Here is a 17,116-nt window from a genome sequence, read left to right as displayed (position 1 = left end):
AGCGATGAAGTATGCACAAGCACATTATATCGGGGACAGTGAGACTGCCCGAACAAAAAAGACAAAAGCAACTGCACGAACAACTAAACGGCTTCGCCCAGTGGATGCAAAGACCCAAAGACGCAGACGAGGTTCAGAAAGACAAGCGCAGGTCAGTGCCTGCGGGGATGGTTCCAATGGTTTTCTAAAAAGTTTATTTCTGCCTAAACTGCATAGTAGCAAAACGGTACAGGCTTGTCAGGAAACTGAAAAAATGCAGAAGGATTTTTATACCTCCCTTTGCATTCTTGCCGAGCATTACGGAATTGTGCCGATGCCATCCCGTGATTTTGAATATCCTTACAATATGGCACTGGCTCTTTGGGATTTGGACGAAAAACTCAAACAGAAGGTTTTGAACTGCCCCGAACTGCGTGTGGTACAGGACTGTAAGAGAACCTATCTCGTCAGCGAGGAAAAATACAGCACGGGAACGACCCTGTATTATATCCCGATTGAACCGCTTTATCGGATGACACATGACCGCAGGCGCAGAAAAAATGCCCAGTTGCTAATTTCGGTCTTTTCCTATCTCTATCATATTGCAGATATTCCGTATTACAGGCAGGAAGGCAGTTATCTCTATTGGCTGTACGAAATGCACCGTGAATGGACGGAACAGGACGAAGACAGGGAGGAAAATGAAAGGTATGTGCGTGAGTTTGACAAAGCGGAATTGATTGGGGACATTTTGGAACAAAAGATTTTCAACCGTATGAGCCTGCAAAGATTTGAAAAACGGCTCAACTCTTTTAAAAGCCGTGATGCATTTGACGTTGCCTGTGCTGAGGTGGCAGGAAAAGCCTTTGAACTTTACCGCCAGTACCCCAGTGAAAGCATTTTTAGAAATGCACCGACGCACAGCGGAGAGGAAGAAGACACGGAAACCGAAAGCATCGGCATGGAAAAGTATATTTCCTTTATATCCGACACCAAAGGATGGCTTTATGAAAGTATTGAAGAGAGCATCAACAATGAGTTCAATGAATACGCCCAAATGGACGAGCCGACCATTTTAAAATGTTTTGACGGTACTGATACAGCAGACAACAGTCTTGATTTTGAAAGCAGGCTGTTTGCCCTTTTGGACGACCTATGCGAATTACTGTACAACTATACACAACATGAAAATGAATAATTTAATTGATATAACCGAAAGTTTCGGGACATTGTACCACCCGAAATCCGCACTTGTTTTCTACGAATCCAAAGGAACAGGCAAGGAAATGTATGTAGAGCATTTTGACATGGACAAAAACGGCACGCCTATCAATGCTCATCCGCTCACAGAGCGGGAAGCGGAAGCGCTTGCAAAAGCACTGCACAGTGAAAAGCAGAAGGAGAACGCCTTTTTAAAATCAGGCGGGATTCTCCCGACAAATATACTTCATATCAACCCGAACAGGGATAAAGGTGCAGTGTTATGGTATACGAAATCCCAAAAAAGACCCCTTTACTTTATTGATGGTTTAGGGATTCCGAGTGGTCAGGCTTTTGTACCTGCAATGATTTGGCAGGCAACCAAAAACAGCCTCAGGGTTTTTGCCCTTATGGGCAACAGCAGACCCACAGAGAAAACACCGCTTTACTACGCACCATTTTTCAACATCTACGAGGATGGCAGGGTCTGTATGGGTTCTGTCAATATCAATATTAAAAATTCTGCATGCGTAGAAGAATTTACCAAAGCTTGGGAAGACTATTTTTTCAACAGTTATTTCAGTCACCTGATGGGAGAGAACAGCCCAGTAAAAGGAAACTGCGTGAGCCTTTGGAAAGACCTCGTCGGCACAGGCAGAACTTTTCCAACACCACTATTAAAAGCCAATAATAAAACACTTAAAAATCTATTGTCATGAAAACCGAGAAAACAAAAATGCATTTTACAGACCCATACCTGATAAGCCCAACCAATCCCATCACTATAAACCTGATAGGCGCAGGCGGTACGGGCTCAAAGGTACTGACTGCCCTGATGGAAATGAACCACAGCCTCACGGCGCTTGGTCACGCAGGGCTGTCAGTTCGCCTTTGGGATGATGACAGGGTTACCAGTGCCAACCTTGGCAGACAGCGTTTTGCCCAGTCCGAGGTCGGTCTTTACAAATCCGTGGCACTTATCAACCGAGCCAACCGTTTTATGGGGACAGCATGGAAAGCTGAAACCGTCAAATTTGAAAAGGATAACTTTGGAAAACAGCCTAAAAATACGCAAGGGTCTATTTATATATCCTGCACGGATAGCGCACGGTCACGTTTTGAAATTGCAGAGATTTTAAACCTGCTCAGTAACCGCAGGCATCACAGGGACATGCCTAAATACTGGATGGATTTTGGCAACAGCAACAGCACGGGGCAGGTACTGTTATCAACTGTCGGGGAGATCCCACAGCCCAATTCCGAAAAGTTTGAAACTGTGGAAAGCCTCCCGTTTGTGACAGAAGAATTTGCCGAACTGTTAAAGGAATCGGAAACGGCAGACGACACACCGAGCTGTTCGGTTGCCGAGGCACTCGAAAAACAGGATTTATATATTAATTCTGCGTTGGCGCAAATGGGATGCTCTCTTTTGTGGAACTTGTTCCGTCAGGGGATGACAGCCAACAGGGGATTTTTTCTGAACCTGAAAGATTTCCGAACAATGCCTATTCCTGTTGCGTAAGCCCGAAATCGGGCGGCAAAAAGATACTCCCTTCCTTCGGGCGGGACACTCTTTTTGCATTTAATCGGTGGAGCGACTTTGCCAAAATGCAGTGCCCGCTATTTTACCAAATCCGCTGCGTTTTTTTTTAAAGGGATGTTTAGCATCCCTTTTGCTGTTTTTGGCACGCTTCTTTTCTTTTTGGGAGCGGCCAAAGAAAAGAAGCAAAAGAAGACCGCCTTGTTGTGCCGGCTATTATTTTAATTGTTCGATCGGCTCTTTTTTCCATTTCGAAAAGCCTTTGAAAAGATAGGCGATGTTTTCAAACTCAATAAAGGCAATGAGCTCTTCCTTGCACTTTATTTTAAATCCCCTGAAATGCTGAAAATCCTTCAGCGGTATATCAGCAAGTTCCCCGATACTTTTGATCTCTAAGGTTTCCAGTACGCCTTGCAGACTTCTGCTGAAAGGAAAAGCACTGTTAAGGAGCAGTTTCTGCCGGTCTTTATCCATTTTTTCTTTTCTGATTTGAGCAGGGCCGGGATTTGGATTTACTTGGCGTTTTAGCTCCTGAAGCTTTTTTTGGTAGCACTCTATTTCCGAAAACAGCTCCGCCATCTCTTTTACTTTACTAAAGGTTCTCTGGTAAAGCTCCTCCACATACTGGGATGTAACCCCGTACTGCGCCGCCGCCTCCCTCAGGGAGATCTTTTCCATCAGCAGTTTCTCCAGTACATCATATTCCTTGTCAGAAAGTACTTTTCTGGACATTTCAAGGTAAAATCTGTTGGTGCGGTCGATAACATTTTGCATAACAATACAGCTAAATCCTTTATGCCAAAAATGGTTTTTGGCTCTTTCAGTTCCACGCTAAGATACTAACGTTAATCGAGTTATGCAATTGCAGTGCCAGCCGGGTACAGTTGTCGCAGGCAACAAAAAAAGCCCGAAGCATTGGCTTCGGGCAGTAACTAGATAAGGATTTTCCACAGGGCTGAATTGTATTTACAGTGCTAGTCAGCGCTGTTAAACTGGAAGCTCAGCTGTTTTTCATTCCCGAAATTATCCGATATCCATACTTCAAAAGACTGTGAAACAACCGACTGCGATGTATATAACAGCCTGAACTCTTTGGCTTTGAGAGGGTATAAATCGTTGGGCAGGTAAGGCTGCTCGTCGTAATACTGCAGGGTTCCCTTACCGTCAAACTGAAAGTAGCGTATAAAATACGCGGCACCTGAATAGCTTTCAGGACGCTCAATGCTAATCCTGATCTCCACTGTGCTGTGATTGGCGATTTCTTCTGGGACTGGCATGACTTTCAATTCAAAAGGAAAATCATGCTTTATTTCCAGCTCATCGGTGTCACAGGACAGCAGCGTAAAAAAGCACATCAGCACTGGTAGTATCACTTTTTTGAATCTGTTAAGAATTGCTTTCATGATGTTGTGTTTTAAAAATTATACCTTACTCCAAGTCCAGCCGAGGGGCGGAACTGCTGCAGGTCAGTGGCCCATAATACTTTGATGCGTCCCTGCAGCAACAGCACCAGATGGTCACACAGATATGTTTCAAAAGACAGCCGTCCGCCGGCTCCGTAAAGGAAGCCGTCTTCGCTTATTATTTTTGCCCCGTCCTGAAGTAGGTCTTTTCCGCGGTTGATTTTTTCATAACCCAGAACGCCGGCAATTGCCGCATTTAGAGCAACGTTCCTGCGGCAATCGCCGACTACGAAGAAACTGTAACCGCCTTCCGCGATAAAGGTTTCCAGGGGCAGGCGCAGCCCCTTGTACTTTGAATACTGGTGGCTGTATTCTAAAGCCCAAAGCTTGTAACTTCCGTTTTTTCCGTTTGCAGTCAAGCCAAGGTTCACGTAATAATTTCGCCAGGGGCTGTCACAGGAGAGGCTGCCGGCACTTATTTCAAATCCCTTTTGTCCGGGAATCATGCGCTGGGCCTGCATCATTGTAATGCCGGTCAATACCAGCATCATTGCATAGATATACTTTTTCATTTGTATGTTTTTAATGGTTGCTAAAATTTTAGGTGCATCTCACTTATGAGCGTTGCTTTTACAAGATCTGAGTTCTCGATCTCCAGGGTCTGGTGCCTTCCACCGTTTTTCTCGAAAATTTCAATAAGCAGCAGCTTGTCATCTGCTATTGTAAACTGGTCCAAAAGGAATACATTCTGGTCTGTAGCTTTTCCCTGAACCTCCGCAAGGGGCTTGTAGGTGCGAAGCGGTACAAGCGGTATTTCCTGCGCAGCAGTGCGTCTGGCTGTTTTTTTATCGACGACCTTGAAACTCATATAATCAATGTTAAAAGGGACATTGGTGCTGTTTTCCAGCTGCGTATGGAAATAATACCTGCCGTTGTGGATATAGATTCCCCTTAAGCTGAACTGTACACCGAAACTCCCAGACGCGATATGCTTTACGATTCGCTTGTTGTTTTTGTAAATGGTTTTCAGGATCAGACCTGCAAGCGACGGCGCTGTTTTTCCGAGCTCTTCAAAAAGAATACCGTTTCCGCCGGCTCTGTCCAATGCCTTTTGCATGGTCTGCAGTTCATAGCTCAGGCTGCTGGGGAATGAGCTGTACTGCACGTTGAAGCTGTAAAAAAGGCCGTCATCGGTAATTACCGAGAAGTTGGTTTCCTCTTCAAAACCCTTGACCGACGCCTTGACACGAAGCACGTTTTCGGCATCTTCTGCCTTTGAGGCAGTCAGGTATTCGCTTCCAAGATCCACATAGCGGATAGCGGACGGGAAAATAAGATGGGAAGTTTTGTCATAGGTAACCTGCATATTGTATGGCGGTATCGTTCCCAAATCGAGTTTTGCTTCTCCATTACATTGTGCAGACGCAGATTGTGAAAAGGCAACTAAAACGGCTGCTGCCCAAAATGTTTTTATAAGATGTTTCATAATTAATTTATTAATGGTTGCTGTTATTTTTTGGACACCAGAAAAACCTGATGCCCCGCTTTGAGGGTCATTTTCGGCGTTCTTACTTTTTTGGAGAAATAGCCCGAGATGCCCTGAACGACCCCTCGGCTCAGGTCGGCGGCCATCTGCTGTCCTGCCGACTGGGTCATCATAAGGCTCGTGCCGGACTGCTGGCTCATATTGCCTGCCATTTCAGTCAGTGCACTGCTTTCGGCAGAATAGGGAACAGAAACCCCCTGCTGGCCATTGAGGTCATAAATAGTAATGTCCACTGGTATAATGGTGCCGTCCAACTCGATGGAAGTGATTTTCAACTGCAGCCGGCCTGACTGTATTTTCGCATTTGCCGTTACTATTGTGCCCGCCGTAACAATAAGGCCTGAAATCTTTGCGGTTTCCAATAAACGAAGTGGTACGCCTGCCTCGCCGATAATGGTCTGGGTATGCTGCACGCAGGCCTTCACGCTGTTTTTTGGCGGGTCTGCCTGCTCTGATGCTCCTGCGGCATGAAATCCCTGATTTCCGTCTTTACCGCGGTTTGCCAGAAATGTGGTGTCCGAAGTCTTTCGGTACAGTGAAGAAACCCTGCTTTTTTTAGCAGGAACGAGTGCCGAGAAAATCTCCTTTTGCGAGTCAATCGTTGCCGCAGGAGGGTTTTTTACTGAAGTCGCGGTTGGACTGGATGATGACGGCAGATATTTTGCCGCCATCTGATAGGATTTTTCCATAAGTGCCAGCTGGTCGTCAACTGTGGCAGCGACCGGAACATCCTTTTGCGCGAGCTCCTCTTTCAGTTCTGCGAGCTGCCTGCGCAGCTCTTTTGTCTCTCCGTTTTCCTGCTGATAGAAAGATCCCAACGTACTCTGGGCAGTGCGATAGCTGTTCAGCGCCGGATTTTTGGGTTCTTCTGCTTCATCGGGAAGTGCTTCTTTCTGCGCTGAACTGTCCTCATTCCAATAATCGGACAGCGTGGTTAAAGCGTCCTTTTTTTGCTGTTCCTTCTGCTCAAGCATTTCCTGCTCATACGCTTTCTGCTTGTCGGACTGCAGTACCGATTCGCTTGCCTGCGGCACGCTGTCGTTCAGTCCTGGGTTTTCGATCTTTTTCCTGTCCGTCGACGGCTTAAAGATCAAATACATGCAGCCCATGCAGACAATTCCCATCAGGGTGAATATCAGCGGTTTTTTAAGTCGCTCCATAACGTTCTTTTTGTCAGGCAAAAATGACGCGCAGTTCTGGCCGGTCACTTCTGTGAGAAGGCTGACCTTTTTTTTAGTTTCTTTCATGATCTTATTTTTTTATAATTGGCTTCTGAAAGTCCTGCTGCTGCGCAGCACTTTCTTTCCGTGCCTGCGCAGTGTTATCAATATGTTCTACAGCCAAACTGTTTTTAGCCTCTGCCGTATCACGGCAGATGTTGAAAATCACAACTGTAGTCAGCAGCACATACGCTGTAAAAAAGTACAGTATTACCTGATGCTGCCTTTTGATCGGCATTGCTTCCCAGTTCTTGTCCAGTCGGTCAAGCCATTGGTCAATATTTGCTCTTAATTTTTTCATACTTTAATGATTATGGGTGTTCACATTCTAAGCCCTCTTTTGTGGGGAGCGATCTCTTCTGTATGTTTTTCCGACACTTGGGCAATTGCCTCCAGTGCTGTCGGCAGTGAATCCGCTGTAAGGTCTGTCAGTTTAGACTGCTTCAATAACTGCCCGTAGCGGTCTGTACTTCTTATATACATTTCCGTCTGCTCCATGTTGAATTTTCCGTTCTCATATCTAACCCACATATTGCACTCCACCCTTGGCTTTTCTTCGCCATTCCATTCGAGGTAGGTTGATAAATGAAGAAAATTTGCTATTAAGGGCGCATCATTGCCGTTTTTCACAATCTCCAAAAATTCACCAATGCTGTCCCTTAGTTTCCCTGCACAGCAGCTCTCTGTATGGAAGTAACCGTCATATCCCTTATCATTCAGGGTTTTTACAAATGCATCTAAATCAAGTAAAAGTTTCATGCCCTTTAATTTTTAGCGTTCAATGACTTCCAGGTCCTTATTTTCCACCACGGAAAACTTTTCAATATTAAAGCCCTGCGGGTTATTGTCCGAACGCACCGAGTTGACCAGAAGGCAGGATGTCACCAGACTGCGACTCGTTACATTGCTGGAGCGTATGATGATCTGCCGTGCATAGCTTCTTACCGCATACGGGTAGGTCTCGAAATTGCAGACCACGCTGTCCATCTCGATACGCTGCTGTACATTGCCCGATATAATCCGGTTGTAATAGCCTTTCTCCAAAAGGTCCTTGTAATAATCAAAGGCGCTTTTATCTGCGAGGTTAAATGCCCGCTTGATATTGCTTTCAATAGCATTTTTGTCCGGCGCCAGGGTAAAGAACAGTTCGTGAAAACGCCTTACGTGCTCTCGGGCTTCCACAGGACGGTTGATCGAGGCGTCCTGCGCCAGTGCGAGCATGAGCGATTTGCCGTTGTCCAGCACGTAGATTTTCTGGCGCTGCAGCTCGGCAAAACCATACGATTTCCACAGCGCATATCCGGTCACTGCTGCACACAGCAGGGCGAATACGATAGCGTAGAGCCTGATCTGCCGGAAACTGTTTTCTATATTTCTGAGTGTTTTGAATTCCATTTTATTGAATGTTTTATGGTTTACTTATTGATCAGCCTGCCGGCAATGTTGCCTGCGGCCGAGCCTGCTCCGGCGCCTGCTATATTTCCGGACTTCATGGCAGTCTGGTGGATGTTGCGTGAAAAGTTTCCTGCGCCGCCTGCCTGGATTATCCAGCCAGTCACCGTCGGTATGGTAAAATAGCCCACAATGCCGATAATCATAAAAATAATATACACCGTGTTTGAAGTGTCGGGAATGAACGCGGGATCGGCAAGCATTTCGATGTCCCTTTCAATGATAAGGGACTGGATCTTTGCAAGCATTGAACTGAACAGGTCCGCCACGGGAAGCCAGAGATAAACACTGACATAGCGGGTTATCCATTGGGTCAGCGTCGACTGGAAGCCATCCCAAACTGATATGGCAAAGGCAATCGGTCCAAGGATTGACAGCACGATCAAAAAGAAAGTCCGTATGGTATCGATAACCAGCGCAGCGGCCTGAAATAGTATTTCGAGCAGGTTGCGAAACCATTCTTTTATTATTTTCTCTATCTGATAGGTCTGCCTGTCCATATACATTCCGGCCATAGTCCCGATGTCCGAAGGCGACCAGCCGAGCTCATCCAGTTTTTTGTCGAACTCCGCGTCCGATACCATATAAGCGGTCTCTGGATTACGGATCATCGCTTCGTGTTCCAGCAGGTCTTTTTTTGCCTGCAGACCGTTCAGGTCCAGTACCTGGTCTTCCAGAATGCCGTGTGTTCCCTGAACTATGGGGCTTAAAACGGCATTGATTGTGCCAAGTACGATGGTCGGAAAAAACATGATGCAGAGACCCAGTGCAAACGGTCTCAGTAGCGGGTACACATCGATGGGCTCTGCGCGGCTGAGAGCCTGCCACACTTTCAAGGCCACAAAAAACAGCGCTCCCAGTCCTGCCACTCCTTTGGCAACTGCCGCCATGTCTGCGGACAATGGGAGCATTTCATCATACAGAGAGCGCAGCACCTCATGAAGATTAGTGAATTCCATGCTACCAGTATTTTTGGTTTGGGGTGCCGTAAAGTTCAAGTACCCTTTTGGTGCTGTTCTGCTTTTTTGCGCGCAGTATACTGACTGAAATATTCTTATTGGTGTAGTAGCGCACCAGACTGTGGTATTCTTTTACCTCTTTGTATACTCGGTCAACGATGTCCATGCGTTCCTTATCGCTCAGCGACAGACTCGATGAGGTGACAATCTGCTTGAGCTCCTTTAGAAGTTCCGTACTCTCTCCCAGAAGCGCCGAATATCCCTTGGCAATAGCGGTAAGCTCCCTTGCGGAATAATTGGGATCATTTAGCATCCTGCCGAAATTCTGTACATACATTTCAGATACATCGCCTACAAGAAGCACCGTCTGCTGTACCTTTCGGGCATCTTTTACCAGATTGTTGATTGCCTGCAGTTTGTCGTAATATTCTTTGCCCTGCTTGTAGACCTTTTCAACTTCCTTAAAATTTTTAACCACATTGCTTACCGTTGAAGAAGTCTGTATTATCTCGTTTGCACTGTTTAATATCCCCGAGGCCAGGTTGGCAGGGTCAGTAACCACAAACTGCGCTTTTGCTGATGGCGCGGCGGCAAGCATAACTGCCGCAGACACCATGAATAGTAATTTTTTCATTGTTATCGTTTTAAATTGTTATTGATTATTGATTTTCCTGCTCGCGGCGCCTTATGGCAATCTGCTTGATGGCGAGCTCTACATTTCCGCCAAGTTCATCGGCAAGCTGCATCACTTCCATTTTTTCAGTTTCTTCGGTCGTGTAGGCCAGATACTCTTCAGCGCTGACTTCTGTGGCGTATACCGCGGAGTGCGTTCCTCCAAGTCCGATCCATACTTCCTTGTAAAGACGCGAGGGATCATTGTTCATATTAATGGAAAGCACCTGCGCTTTTTCTTTATCGGTCAGTCCCAGCATAGCCTGGACGTCATCAAACTTGTTCATGTATTTGCGCTGGTCGAGAAGGATCTTGCAGTCCGAATTGTTGATGATGCTTTCCTTGACAATAGGAGACTGGATGATGTCATCCACTTCCTGGGTAACTACTATGGCCTCGCCAAAGAATTTGCGGACAGTCTTAAATAAATACTTAATATATTCGGCCATTCCTTCCTTGGCAATGGCTTTCCATGCCTCTTCAATCAGGATAAGTTTGCGGATACCTTTAAGCCTGCGCATTTTGTTGATGAACACTTCCATAATGATGATCGTCACAATTGGAAAAAGGATCTTATGCTCCTTGATCGCATCAATCTCAAAAACAATAAAGCGCTTGGACAGCAGATCCAGCTGTTTGTCGGAATTAAGCAGGTAGTCGTATTCTCCACCTTTGTAATAAGGCTCCAGTACATTAAGAAAATTCGCAATGTCAAAATCTTTTTCCCTAACGTGTTTTGCTTCCAGTACCAGGCGGAAATCATCCTTAACGTAGCGGTAAAAACCGTTAAAGGAAGGGAACGCATCAAGTTGCTTGATTCTTTCAATATAGCCGCTGACGGCATTTGAGAGTGCGACTTCCTCAGAACGGGTAGGAGGCTCGTCATCACGTTTCCATAAAGTCAATACCAGTGTTTTTATGCTTTCCCTTTTTTCGATGTCAAATACGCCGTCATCGGTATAAAAAGGATTAAAAGCAATGGGATTGTCTTCTGTATAGGTAAAATACACTCCGTCTTGGCCTTTGGTTTTCCCTTTGATAAGTTCGCACAAGCCCTGATAGGAGTTACCGGTATCAACGAGCAGGACATGAGCGCCCTGTTCATAATACTGCCTTACCATATGGTTGGTAAAAAAAGACTTGCCGCTTCCCGACGGGCCCAGTATGAACTTGTTGCGGTTGGTAATGATGCCGCGTTTCATCGGCAGGTCCGAAATATCAAGGTGGATAGGTTTTCCCGTCAGCCTGTCTGCCATTTTTATTCCGAACGGCGATGGCGAATCATGATAATTGGTTTCCTCAGTGAAGAAACACAACGCCGGTTCAATAAAGGTGTAAAAGCTTTCCTCGCTTGGAAAATCTCCTGCATTGCCTGGCATTCCCGCCCAGTACAGCGATGCCGTATCAGAAGTATTATGTCTTGGCTTGCATTCCATAAGGGCCATTGCGCTTCCGCAGTCATTTTTCAGCTGCTTAAGTTCGGACGGGTCGTCGGACCACGCCATGATGTTGAAGTGTGCCCTGATTGATGACAGCCCAAAAGAATGCGCTTCATTCAGATACCGTTCGATCCACTCTTTGTTGATCTGGTTGGCGCGGCTGTAGCGCGCCAGAGAATGCATGTTTCGGGCCGACTTTTCAAACTTTAGCAGGTTTTCTTCGCTGTTGTCCAAAAAAAGATACTGGTTGTAGATGTGGTTGCAGTTAAGCAGCAGTCCCACTGGCGCGGCAAAGGAAAGACGGCAGTCGCTGCGGTCGGTAGACAGCTTTTCATACCGCGTATCGGACGATACCGATGATGGCAGGTCGTCGGTGTCGCTAAGGGTATGCAGGGAAAGCCTTTTGTTTCCCACACGCACCTCTTCATTGCCCAGCGTAATATCCTGCAGGGCGGTACCTGTTTCCCTTGACAGGGTCAGGTACTGCTCCAGCAGTCCCTGTCTGCCATCGGCCCCAATAATGTCATCTTCACTCAGGCGGCTGATTTTGACATATCCGCAGTCGTTAATAATGCGCTCAAACTGCGCCACGGCTTCCATAAAACGTTGCACTGTTTCCTTATCCCTAATTTCTTTTGGTATCAGGGCGCCTTTGCACAGCGATGAGAAATTGCTCTGCATCCGCATGCGTTCTTTGGTGGTCTTGGTCAGAAAAAGGTAACAGTAATGGTTGAGGAACGGACGCTCATTAAAGTGGCGCTCGTATGACCTGGCCAGAAAACTCTGGTCAACTTTATCCATTTCAGGATCATAATTCTCCCTGATGTACCAATCCTGTTTGTGGACAACAGTAAAATCAGGCAGCGTCTTAATGGCCTTATGCCATGCAGAGTGTATTGACTCATACTCGGCTGAAGCAACTGTGAAGAGTTCCGGGAGCCGGACTTCAAAGCATGCCGTAATATCGGCGTCCTTGGAAAGGATGCAGTTGTTCTCGACTGCCAGCAGCGGAAATCTGCTTTCCAGTGTTGTGGTTTTGGCTGTGTTTCTCATACCGCTCTGGATTTAGTAATTGATCTTAAGAAGCGGCGCACAGGCTTGCGGCAGATGATGTATCGGGGATGCTTTTTCTTTGCGGCGATTTTCATAAGTCCGTGTTCTCCGTACTTTCTGTTCAGTGAGAACGTCTGCCATACAATCAGTGAGGCGCCGCCCAAGCCAAGAATAAGGCAGATGTAGGAACTTGTCCCGGCCATATACAAGATCATGACCAGGATAAGTGTTCCCAGCAGTCCGCCTGCGAAAATGAACAGGTACTGCGCCTTGAGTCCCCTGAACTCTACGGTTCTCCCGATGCCTTTGTTGATACTGTAAGTAGTCATACGGCGGGGTTAAAGAAAGAAGGAGCGCAGGATGGTGGCCGCGACAATAAGAAAGATACAGGCACCGAACCAGCTTGCCGCGGTTTTTGAGGTATCGGGATCTCCGCTGCTGAATTTGTTGTACACCTTGACCCCGCCAATTAAACCCACTACGGCGCCTATTGCATAGATGAGCTGTGTGGCTGGATCGAAATAGGAGGTTACCATCTGCGTGGCTTCTGTGATGCCTGCTGTACCGTTGCCCTGCGCAGATAACTTTAATGATGACAGAATTACAATTGCTGCCGCCACGATTTTTTTTCTCTGTTTTTTCATAACTAAACACTTTAGACTGTTACAGTAGTCCCGCACTATGCGGGCTCTGAAGACAAAAGTGCCATGAAAACCGAATGCCTGCAGTAAAGTGGCAGCAGGTGGAACCAGTTGGCAGTCAGAAGGACAGCAAGTAATTTTCAGACATAAAAAAAACGCTAAAACCGCGGCGTTTTGACGTTTAAATTGTTTATTTATAAGACGTGTTTAAGCTAAAATTTTCGCCCGTTTTTAGCCTTTAATGGCTGGTCTGCCAATTCTATTGCTGGCGTATTTTTTTCGTGCTGCCGCTTTTGTTCAAGATTCAGCCTGATGCTGCTGGGAATGTTCGTTTCTTCCCAAGGGAGGGTTTGGGCTTTAAAATGCATCTGAAATTCTTTTTCTTTGATGCAGTAAAAAGGCGCAAAGCCATATTTTATATTCCAGCCGACCCTGTCAAGTTCCTGAAGATGCGGAAACTTTACCACTATGATTTCTGCGGGTAGCTGCGTAATAGACAAATGATCTATTTCCTGAAATTCACGTGTTTTCGGATTATAGGGAATGATGTAGGCGTGCGCAATCCGGTCGTAATAATTAGTTATCTGGTCAAGACCGATGCCTTTGGATGCAAAGTCATCTTTTGGACGAAGCTTATTTGCTGCTATATCTACAAAAAATGAATGGCCGGCAATTTTTAAAATTGGCAGCAGTTTCTGGTTCCATCGTAAATCAAGACAACTTCCTGCCTGTATGGTCAGTTCAAAGTCTGACTTTCCTTTAATATTTTTAACAGTCGTATGATACCTTTCAGCCATACGGGAAGGATCGAGCTCGGTTAGATTAGGTATTGTGATCTTCTTGACCGTTTCAATTTCTTTGAACCTGCTGGCAGAATCAAGACCTGCAAAATTCTTAGCACTAGCGTCATAATGAAATTGATAGCAATGGCCCAAATAAAACATGTTTTTAATAGCCATTATATTTTGCGGATTAGCTTTCTCCGCCAGTTCCTCCTTTGCCACATCAATGATAAATTCAGTTCCTTCAATGTTTATTGTTGGCAGTACTTTTTCCATAAGACATACATTTTTAAAATGATAAAGGGGATTTTCATCCTTAGACAAAATCCCCGATATCAAAATCATTCAAATCAATTTTCCGCAGATAGGAAGGTCCGGAATCCTTTTCAGAAGAAAGGCTCCCGTCCAGCAGCTCTGCTATCTTCCGGGAGGCACTCTCTATGGAATTTTCCAGCAGGCTGAATAATTCGGTTCCCTGTATTTTTTGAACTAATGCAATAGCTGTTTCCTTTTGGGATGGCTCCAGTTTTTCTTTTTCCAGCAGCATCCCTACAGCGCTTAGCTCTTCAAAGGTAACCCCTTGGGCAAAACCGTCATTCCCTTCCGGTATTCCATAACCGTTCCATTCTTCTTCTTCCTCTTCCAGATCAGGCTGATTTCTAAAAACATCGTCCAGCTCTTCCCGCGGAATCTCTGCATCGACATTTTCCTTGCCGATTTCAATATCAAAATTATTCATTTCCTGTTGCTGCTTTTTAATTCGGCTTTCAGGGGCGTTTATTGACGTTGAAAGGCTTCGTGCCGTTCTCGGCTGTCCCATGATATCGGGAAGATCACTATTAGCCCTTTCTTGTTTTGGCTTTCCCTTTATACTTAATTGAATAACAATCTTATCCTGCAATAGCAGGATTATTACAAGCATAAGGCAGATTATGATGAGTGTTTCCATGGTTAAAATATAGGTTTGTATTTATCATTGAAACTTTTTATAATCTGGTTGCCGAACTCCTGGAAATGAAATTCGAGGAGATTGTCCAGATAGGTGTAAATACTGATCTTGTCTTCTCCGATTACCTGTACGATCCTGGTAAGTTTTTCATGAAAATCAGGCCGGATATATACAGTTTTCCCATCCCGCGCGTTGGTGCCGGACTTTTTGAAAAAGAGCCTTTCGTAATCCTGATCATCTTCTTTCCTGATTTTGCTGCGCTCTTTTACCGCTGGCTTTTCGTGTATTGACTTAATTTCGTCTGCACGATCTTCTTGCGGTATCCGAAGTCCTTCCTTCCTGACCCCGTCTACCATAAGGTGCATCATCATCTCTTCGTTAAATTCGGGGATGGTTTTTTTCTTATTGTTTTTTTCCATGATGTTATAATTGGGTGATTCTTAAAAATTCAGTTATAAACTGGTCCAGACGGCAATTCTTCATTAGCCGCTCGTCAGGAGGCATCAAGGTGGAGCGGAAAACATTTCTGGCTCCCGCCTCGCTCTCTTTTCGGAAACGGGTGCTGCTCATGATCTGGCAGTTCATAAGGCTTAGCCCGAGCTCAGCTATAATACTGTTATAGACTTCGTACAAAGGGGAGCGTTCACGTCCATCGACCTGATTCCAAAACAAATTGATGGTTTCGATCGATATTTCTCCTTTTTTCATTAAAACATCCTTCAAAAGCTGGCTAAAAATAAGTGTGCTTTCCATTACAACACGGTCTGCTGTTATGGGTGTAAAAATATGATGCATACCTGTCAGCGCTTTTAATATGCCCGGAGTGTTAACTGTTCCGGGAAGATCAAAAAAGATATAATCCACCTTCCCTGATGAAGTCTCTACAAAATCATATGCAGCCTGAAGCACGCCTTCCGCTTTATGCTGGAAGATCGGGTATGCTTTTTTGTTAATAGCCGTGTACTGCCTGAATGCTGCCTTCTTTAAAAATTCATTTTCCATTACCATAGATAAATCGCGGGCTTTCATCTTCATAAGGCTGTGCTGTGGGAAGTCGGCATCGAATACCGCTACATTATATCCCAGGCGGTAATGCAGGGTACTTGCGGCAAGTGCCGTAAAAGTGCTTTTGCCTACACCTCCCTTTTGGGATGAAAAGGCAACAAATACGGGTTTGTGTTCTGTTTTCATTCTTATTGTATTTAGTTATTACTTATGTCTGTAAGTGCGTAAGTCCTTCTCTATATGAATTTGTCAATGCGCAGTTACGCGGAAAGCTGCATACCCTTGCAGCTAGTTACTTTTTTGTTTACACACTTAAATATGCATGTGAGTTTATGGGCGTATATATAAGCATGTGCCAATCGACCTATTTATGTATAATTGCAATTCTGTAAATCTGAATCTATGCTAGTGCATACCTGATTAAGTAATTAGGTCACTACATAATTACCTCCCCGGATCTTGCTGCACGCACAAAGAAACACAGATATGTATGTACTCGATTATAGTTGGAACCAGTTGGCGTTCCATGACATCTTTCGGCATTATGCTGCTGTGTAAGGTTTTGCCAAAGAGTTTTTTACTTTGTAGAATGATATTTATTAGTGAACGTATCGAAAAACAGCCTGCATTATCTGGTGGCAAAAAGGACAGCTTAAGGCTGTCAATCCTTCTACATTTAATCCGTCCCGAAGGGCGGATTTTGTGTTCGCCAGAACACGGCAAGTTGTGTTTTGAGGCACTCGAAACGCAGTTCGTGCCCCAAAACAACTTGCCCTGCCGGGGGCTGAAAAAACCTTCCGAAGTCAGGTTTTTTGGAGAATTTAAAATGGATTTGAGATGAAAGAAAAAAATAACGCTAATGGCGGCAAAGGGGGCAGGAATCCCAAAATTGATCCCAGTATACACAGGCATGTATTTCGTCTGACCGAAAAGGAAAATGCTGAATTTTTATCACTGTATGAAACGTCGGGAATGCATAATAAGGCAAAATTTATCATATCGCTTTTATTTGAAAGGGAAGTAAAAACCGTTAAAATAGACAAGGGAACAGTTGATTTTTATATGAGGTTGACCTCATTTCACAGCCAGTTCCGGTCGGCAGGGGTAAATTATAATCAGGTCGTAAAACTTTTGTATCGCCATTTTTCGGAGAAAAAGGCTGCCGCATACTTGTACAAACTGGAAAAACAGACCGCCGAGTTTGCAGCATTGTGCCGAAAAATTATTCTCATAGCGCAGGAATTTGAAGATAAACACTTGAAAAAGGAGCATTAAA

21 protein-coding genes are annotated in these 17,116 nt (G+C 45.1%); 4 read left to right on the top strand and 17 right to left on the bottom strand.

What is annotated here, in order from left to right; genetic code table 11:
- Nucleotides 1–4 precede the first annotated feature (4 nt).
- The 3 genes from IR010_RS03160 to IR010_RS03150 are packed head-to-tail and all read left to right on the top strand — an operon-like array spanning nucleotide 5 to nucleotide 2,701.
- The gene (locus IR010_RS03160; protein WP_194601525.1) at nucleotides 5–1,177 is read left to right on the top strand and encodes a hypothetical protein; all 1,173 of its coding nucleotides are present in this window, start codon (nucleotides 5–7) and stop codon (nucleotides 1,175–1,177) included.
- Nucleotides 1,170–1,898 carry a PRTRC system protein B gene (locus tag IR010_RS03155; RefSeq protein ID WP_194601521.1) on the top strand — a complete coding sequence of 243 codons (729 nt, stop codon included), beginning with the start codon at nucleotides 1,170–1,172 and terminating at the stop codon, nucleotides 1,896–1,898. The genes IR010_RS03160 and IR010_RS03155 overlap by 8 nt, the downstream gene beginning before the upstream one ends.
- Entirely contained in the window at nucleotides 1,895–2,701 is an 807-nt protein-coding gene (locus tag IR010_RS03150) for a PRTRC system ThiF family protein (protein WP_194601518.1), read from the top strand. Before IR010_RS03155 ends, IR010_RS03150 begins: the two co-directional genes overlap by 4 nt.
- A gap of 234 nt (nucleotides 2,702–2,935) precedes the next feature.
- On the opposite strand, the gene IR010_RS03145 is transcribed toward IR010_RS03150, so the two are convergent.
- From IR010_RS03145 to IR010_RS03065, 17 genes are all read right to left on the bottom strand, one after another.
- Nucleotides 2,936–3,493, bottom strand: a complete 558-nt coding sequence (locus IR010_RS03145) for a hypothetical protein (protein WP_194601515.1) — start codon at nucleotides 3,491–3,493, stop codon at nucleotides 2,936–2,938.
- A gap of 200 nt (nucleotides 3,494–3,693) precedes the next feature.
- Nucleotides 3,694–4,122, bottom strand: coding sequence for a DUF3872 domain-containing protein (locus IR010_RS03140; protein WP_194601512.1), 429 nt, complete (start codon nucleotides 4,120–4,122; stop codon nucleotides 3,694–3,696).
- Nucleotides 4,123–4,133: 11 nt separating this feature from the next.
- Nucleotides 4,134–4,694 carry a conjugal transfer protein TraO gene (locus IR010_RS03135; protein WP_194601510.1) on the bottom strand — a complete coding sequence of 187 codons (561 nt, stop codon included), beginning with the start codon at nucleotides 4,692–4,694 and terminating at the stop codon, nucleotides 4,134–4,136.
- A gap of 20 nt (nucleotides 4,695–4,714) precedes the next feature.
- A complete protein-coding gene (gene traN, locus IR010_RS03130; protein WP_194601508.1) occupies nucleotides 4,715–5,608 on the bottom strand; it encodes a conjugative transposon protein TraN in 894 nt (297 codons plus the stop codon).
- Between the two features lie 23 nt (nucleotides 5,609–5,631).
- Nucleotides 5,632–6,915: a conjugative transposon protein TraM gene (gene traM, locus IR010_RS03125; protein WP_194601505.1), complete on the bottom strand. Its 1,284-nt coding sequence runs from the start codon at nucleotides 6,913–6,915 to the stop codon at nucleotides 5,632–5,634.
- 4 nt (nucleotides 6,916–6,919) lie between these two features.
- Nucleotides 6,920–7,189 carry a nitrogen regulatory IIA protein gene (locus IR010_RS03120; RefSeq protein WP_194601502.1) on the bottom strand — a complete coding sequence of 90 codons (270 nt, stop codon included), beginning with the start codon at nucleotides 7,187–7,189 and terminating at the stop codon, nucleotides 6,920–6,922.
- A gap of 20 nt (nucleotides 7,190–7,209) precedes the next feature.
- Nucleotides 7,210–7,647, bottom strand: coding sequence for a hypothetical protein (locus IR010_RS03115; RefSeq protein ID WP_194601499.1), 438 nt, complete (start codon nucleotides 7,645–7,647; stop codon nucleotides 7,210–7,212).
- 12 nt (nucleotides 7,648–7,659) lie between these two features.
- Nucleotides 7,660–8,283, bottom strand: coding sequence for a conjugative transposon protein TraK (gene traK / locus IR010_RS03110; RefSeq protein ID WP_072972258.1), 624 nt, complete (start codon nucleotides 8,281–8,283; stop codon nucleotides 7,660–7,662).
- A 20-nt stretch (nucleotides 8,284–8,303) separates the two neighbouring features.
- Nucleotides 8,304–9,299 (bottom strand): conjugative transposon protein TraJ, encoded by a 996-nt coding sequence (gene traJ, locus IR010_RS03105; RefSeq protein WP_194601496.1) that lies wholly within the window; start codon nucleotides 9,297–9,299, stop codon nucleotides 8,304–8,306.
- 1 nt (nucleotide 9,300) lies between these two features.
- Nucleotides 9,301–9,933 (bottom strand): DUF4141 domain-containing protein, encoded by a 633-nt coding sequence (locus IR010_RS03100; RefSeq protein ID WP_194601493.1) that lies wholly within the window; start codon nucleotides 9,931–9,933, stop codon nucleotides 9,301–9,303.
- Nucleotides 9,934–9,958: 25 nt separating this feature from the next.
- Nucleotides 9,959–12,463, bottom strand: a complete 2,505-nt coding sequence (locus tag IR010_RS03095) for a TraG family conjugative transposon ATPase (RefSeq protein WP_194601490.1) — start codon at nucleotides 12,461–12,463, stop codon at nucleotides 9,959–9,961.
- Nucleotides 12,460–12,792: a DUF4133 domain-containing protein gene (locus tag IR010_RS03090; protein WP_194601487.1), complete on the bottom strand. Its 333-nt coding sequence runs from the start codon at nucleotides 12,790–12,792 to the stop codon at nucleotides 12,460–12,462. The genes IR010_RS03095 and IR010_RS03090 overlap by 4 nt, the downstream gene beginning before the upstream one ends.
- Nucleotides 12,793–12,801: 9 nt before the next feature.
- Complete coding sequence (locus tag IR010_RS03085) at nucleotides 12,802–13,107, bottom strand: DUF4134 domain-containing protein (RefSeq protein ID WP_072972243.1); 306 nt, start codon at nucleotides 13,105–13,107, stop codon at nucleotides 12,802–12,804.
- 209 nt (nucleotides 13,108–13,316) lie between these two features.
- Nucleotides 13,317–14,162 (bottom strand): hypothetical protein, encoded by an 846-nt coding sequence (locus IR010_RS03080; protein WP_194601484.1) that lies wholly within the window; start codon nucleotides 14,160–14,162, stop codon nucleotides 13,317–13,319.
- A 40-nt stretch (nucleotides 14,163–14,202) separates the two neighbouring features.
- The gene (locus IR010_RS03075; RefSeq protein WP_194601481.1) at nucleotides 14,203–14,835 is read right to left on the bottom strand and encodes a conjugal transfer protein TraD; all 633 of its coding nucleotides are present in this window, start codon (nucleotides 14,833–14,835) and stop codon (nucleotides 14,203–14,205) included.
- A 2-nt stretch (nucleotides 14,836–14,837) separates the two neighbouring features.
- Nucleotides 14,838–15,254, bottom strand: a complete 417-nt coding sequence (locus tag IR010_RS03070; RefSeq protein WP_194601478.1) for a DUF3408 domain-containing protein — start codon at nucleotides 15,252–15,254, stop codon at nucleotides 14,838–14,840.
- 4 nt (nucleotides 15,255–15,258) lie between these two features.
- Entirely contained in the window at nucleotides 15,259–16,026 is a 768-nt protein-coding gene (locus IR010_RS03065) for a ParA family protein (protein WP_194601475.1), read from the bottom strand.
- A gap of 651 nt (nucleotides 16,027–16,677) precedes the next feature.
- On the opposite strand from IR010_RS03065, the gene mobA reads away from it, so the two are divergent.
- On the top strand, nucleotides 16,678–17,115 hold the full coding sequence (gene mobA, locus IR010_RS03060) for a conjugal transfer protein MobA (protein ID WP_194601473.1): 438 nt from the start codon (nucleotides 16,678–16,680) through the stop codon (nucleotides 17,113–17,115).
- Nucleotide 17,116: the final 1 nt, after the last annotated feature.

The sequence above is a fragment of the Flavobacterium sp. MR2016-29 genome (genome assembly GCF_015350695.1).
Lineage (GTDB): Bacteria > Bacteroidota > Bacteroidia > Flavobacteriales > Flavobacteriaceae > Flavobacterium.
The sequence above is the reverse complement of the archived record's forward strand: the minus strand, read 5'-3'. Positions and strand labels throughout refer to the sequence as shown.

Bases quoted from the DNA above. Each gene is read 5' to 3' on its own strand.
- IR010_RS03160 (WP_194601525.1), top strand. From the start codon at position 5: ATGAAGTATGCACAAGCACATTATATCGGGGACAGTGAGACTGCCCGA.
- IR010_RS03155 (WP_194601521.1), top strand. From the start codon at position 1,170: ATGAATAATTTAATTGATATAACCGAAAGTTTCGGGACATTGTACCAC.
- IR010_RS03150 (WP_194601518.1), top strand. From the start codon at position 1,895: ATGAAAACCGAGAAAACAAAAATGCATTTTACAGACCCATACCTGATA.
- IR010_RS03145 (WP_194601515.1), bottom strand. From the start codon at position 3,493: ATGCAAAATGTTATCGACCGCACCAACAGATTTTACCTTGAAATGTCC.
- IR010_RS03140 (WP_194601512.1), bottom strand. From the start codon at position 4,122: ATGAAAGCAATTCTTAACAGATTCAAAAAAGTGATACTACCAGTGCTG.
- IR010_RS03135 (WP_194601510.1), bottom strand. From the start codon at position 4,694: ATGAAAAAGTATATCTATGCAATGATGCTGGTATTGACCGGCATTACA.
- traN (WP_194601508.1), bottom strand. From the start codon at position 5,608: ATGAAACATCTTATAAAAACATTTTGGGCAGCAGCCGTTTTAGTTGCC.
- traM (WP_194601505.1), bottom strand. From the start codon at position 6,915: ATGAAAGAAACTAAAAAAAAGGTCAGCCTTCTCACAGAAGTGACCGGC.
- IR010_RS03120 (WP_194601502.1), bottom strand. From the start codon at position 7,189: ATGAAAAAATTAAGAGCAAATATTGACCAATGGCTTGACCGACTGGAC.
- IR010_RS03115 (WP_194601499.1), bottom strand. From the start codon at position 7,647: ATGAAACTTTTACTTGATTTAGATGCATTTGTAAAAACCCTGAATGAT.
- traK (WP_072972258.1), bottom strand. From the start codon at position 8,283: ATGGAATTCAAAACACTCAGAAATATAGAAAACAGTTTCCGGCAGATC.
- traJ (WP_194601496.1), bottom strand. From the start codon at position 9,299: ATGGAATTCACTAATCTTCATGAGGTGCTGCGCTCTCTGTATGATGAA.
- IR010_RS03100 (WP_194601493.1), bottom strand. From the start codon at position 9,933: ATGAAAAAATTACTATTCATGGTGTCTGCGGCAGTTATGCTTGCCGCC.
- IR010_RS03095 (WP_194601490.1), bottom strand. From the start codon at position 12,463: ATGAGAAACACAGCCAAAACCACAACACTGGAAAGCAGATTTCCGCTG.
- IR010_RS03090 (WP_194601487.1), bottom strand. From the start codon at position 12,792: ATGACTACTTACAGTATCAACAAAGGCATCGGGAGAACCGTAGAGTTC.
- IR010_RS03085 (WP_072972243.1), bottom strand. From the start codon at position 13,107: ATGAAAAAACAGAGAAAAAAAATCGTGGCGGCAGCAATTGTAATTCTG.
- IR010_RS03080 (WP_194601484.1), bottom strand. From the start codon at position 14,162: ATGGAAAAAGTACTGCCAACAATAAACATTGAAGGAACTGAATTTATC.
- IR010_RS03075 (WP_194601481.1), bottom strand. From the start codon at position 14,835: ATGGAAACACTCATCATAATCTGCCTTATGCTTGTAATAATCCTGCTA.
- IR010_RS03070 (WP_194601478.1), bottom strand. From the start codon at position 15,254: ATGGAAAAAAACAATAAGAAAAAAACCATCCCCGAATTTAACGAAGAG.
- IR010_RS03065 (WP_194601475.1), bottom strand. From the start codon at position 16,026: ATGAAAACAGAACACAAACCCGTATTTGTTGCCTTTTCATCCCAAAAG.
- mobA (WP_194601473.1), top strand. From the start codon at position 16,678: ATGAAAGAAAAAAATAACGCTAATGGCGGCAAAGGGGGCAGGAATCCC.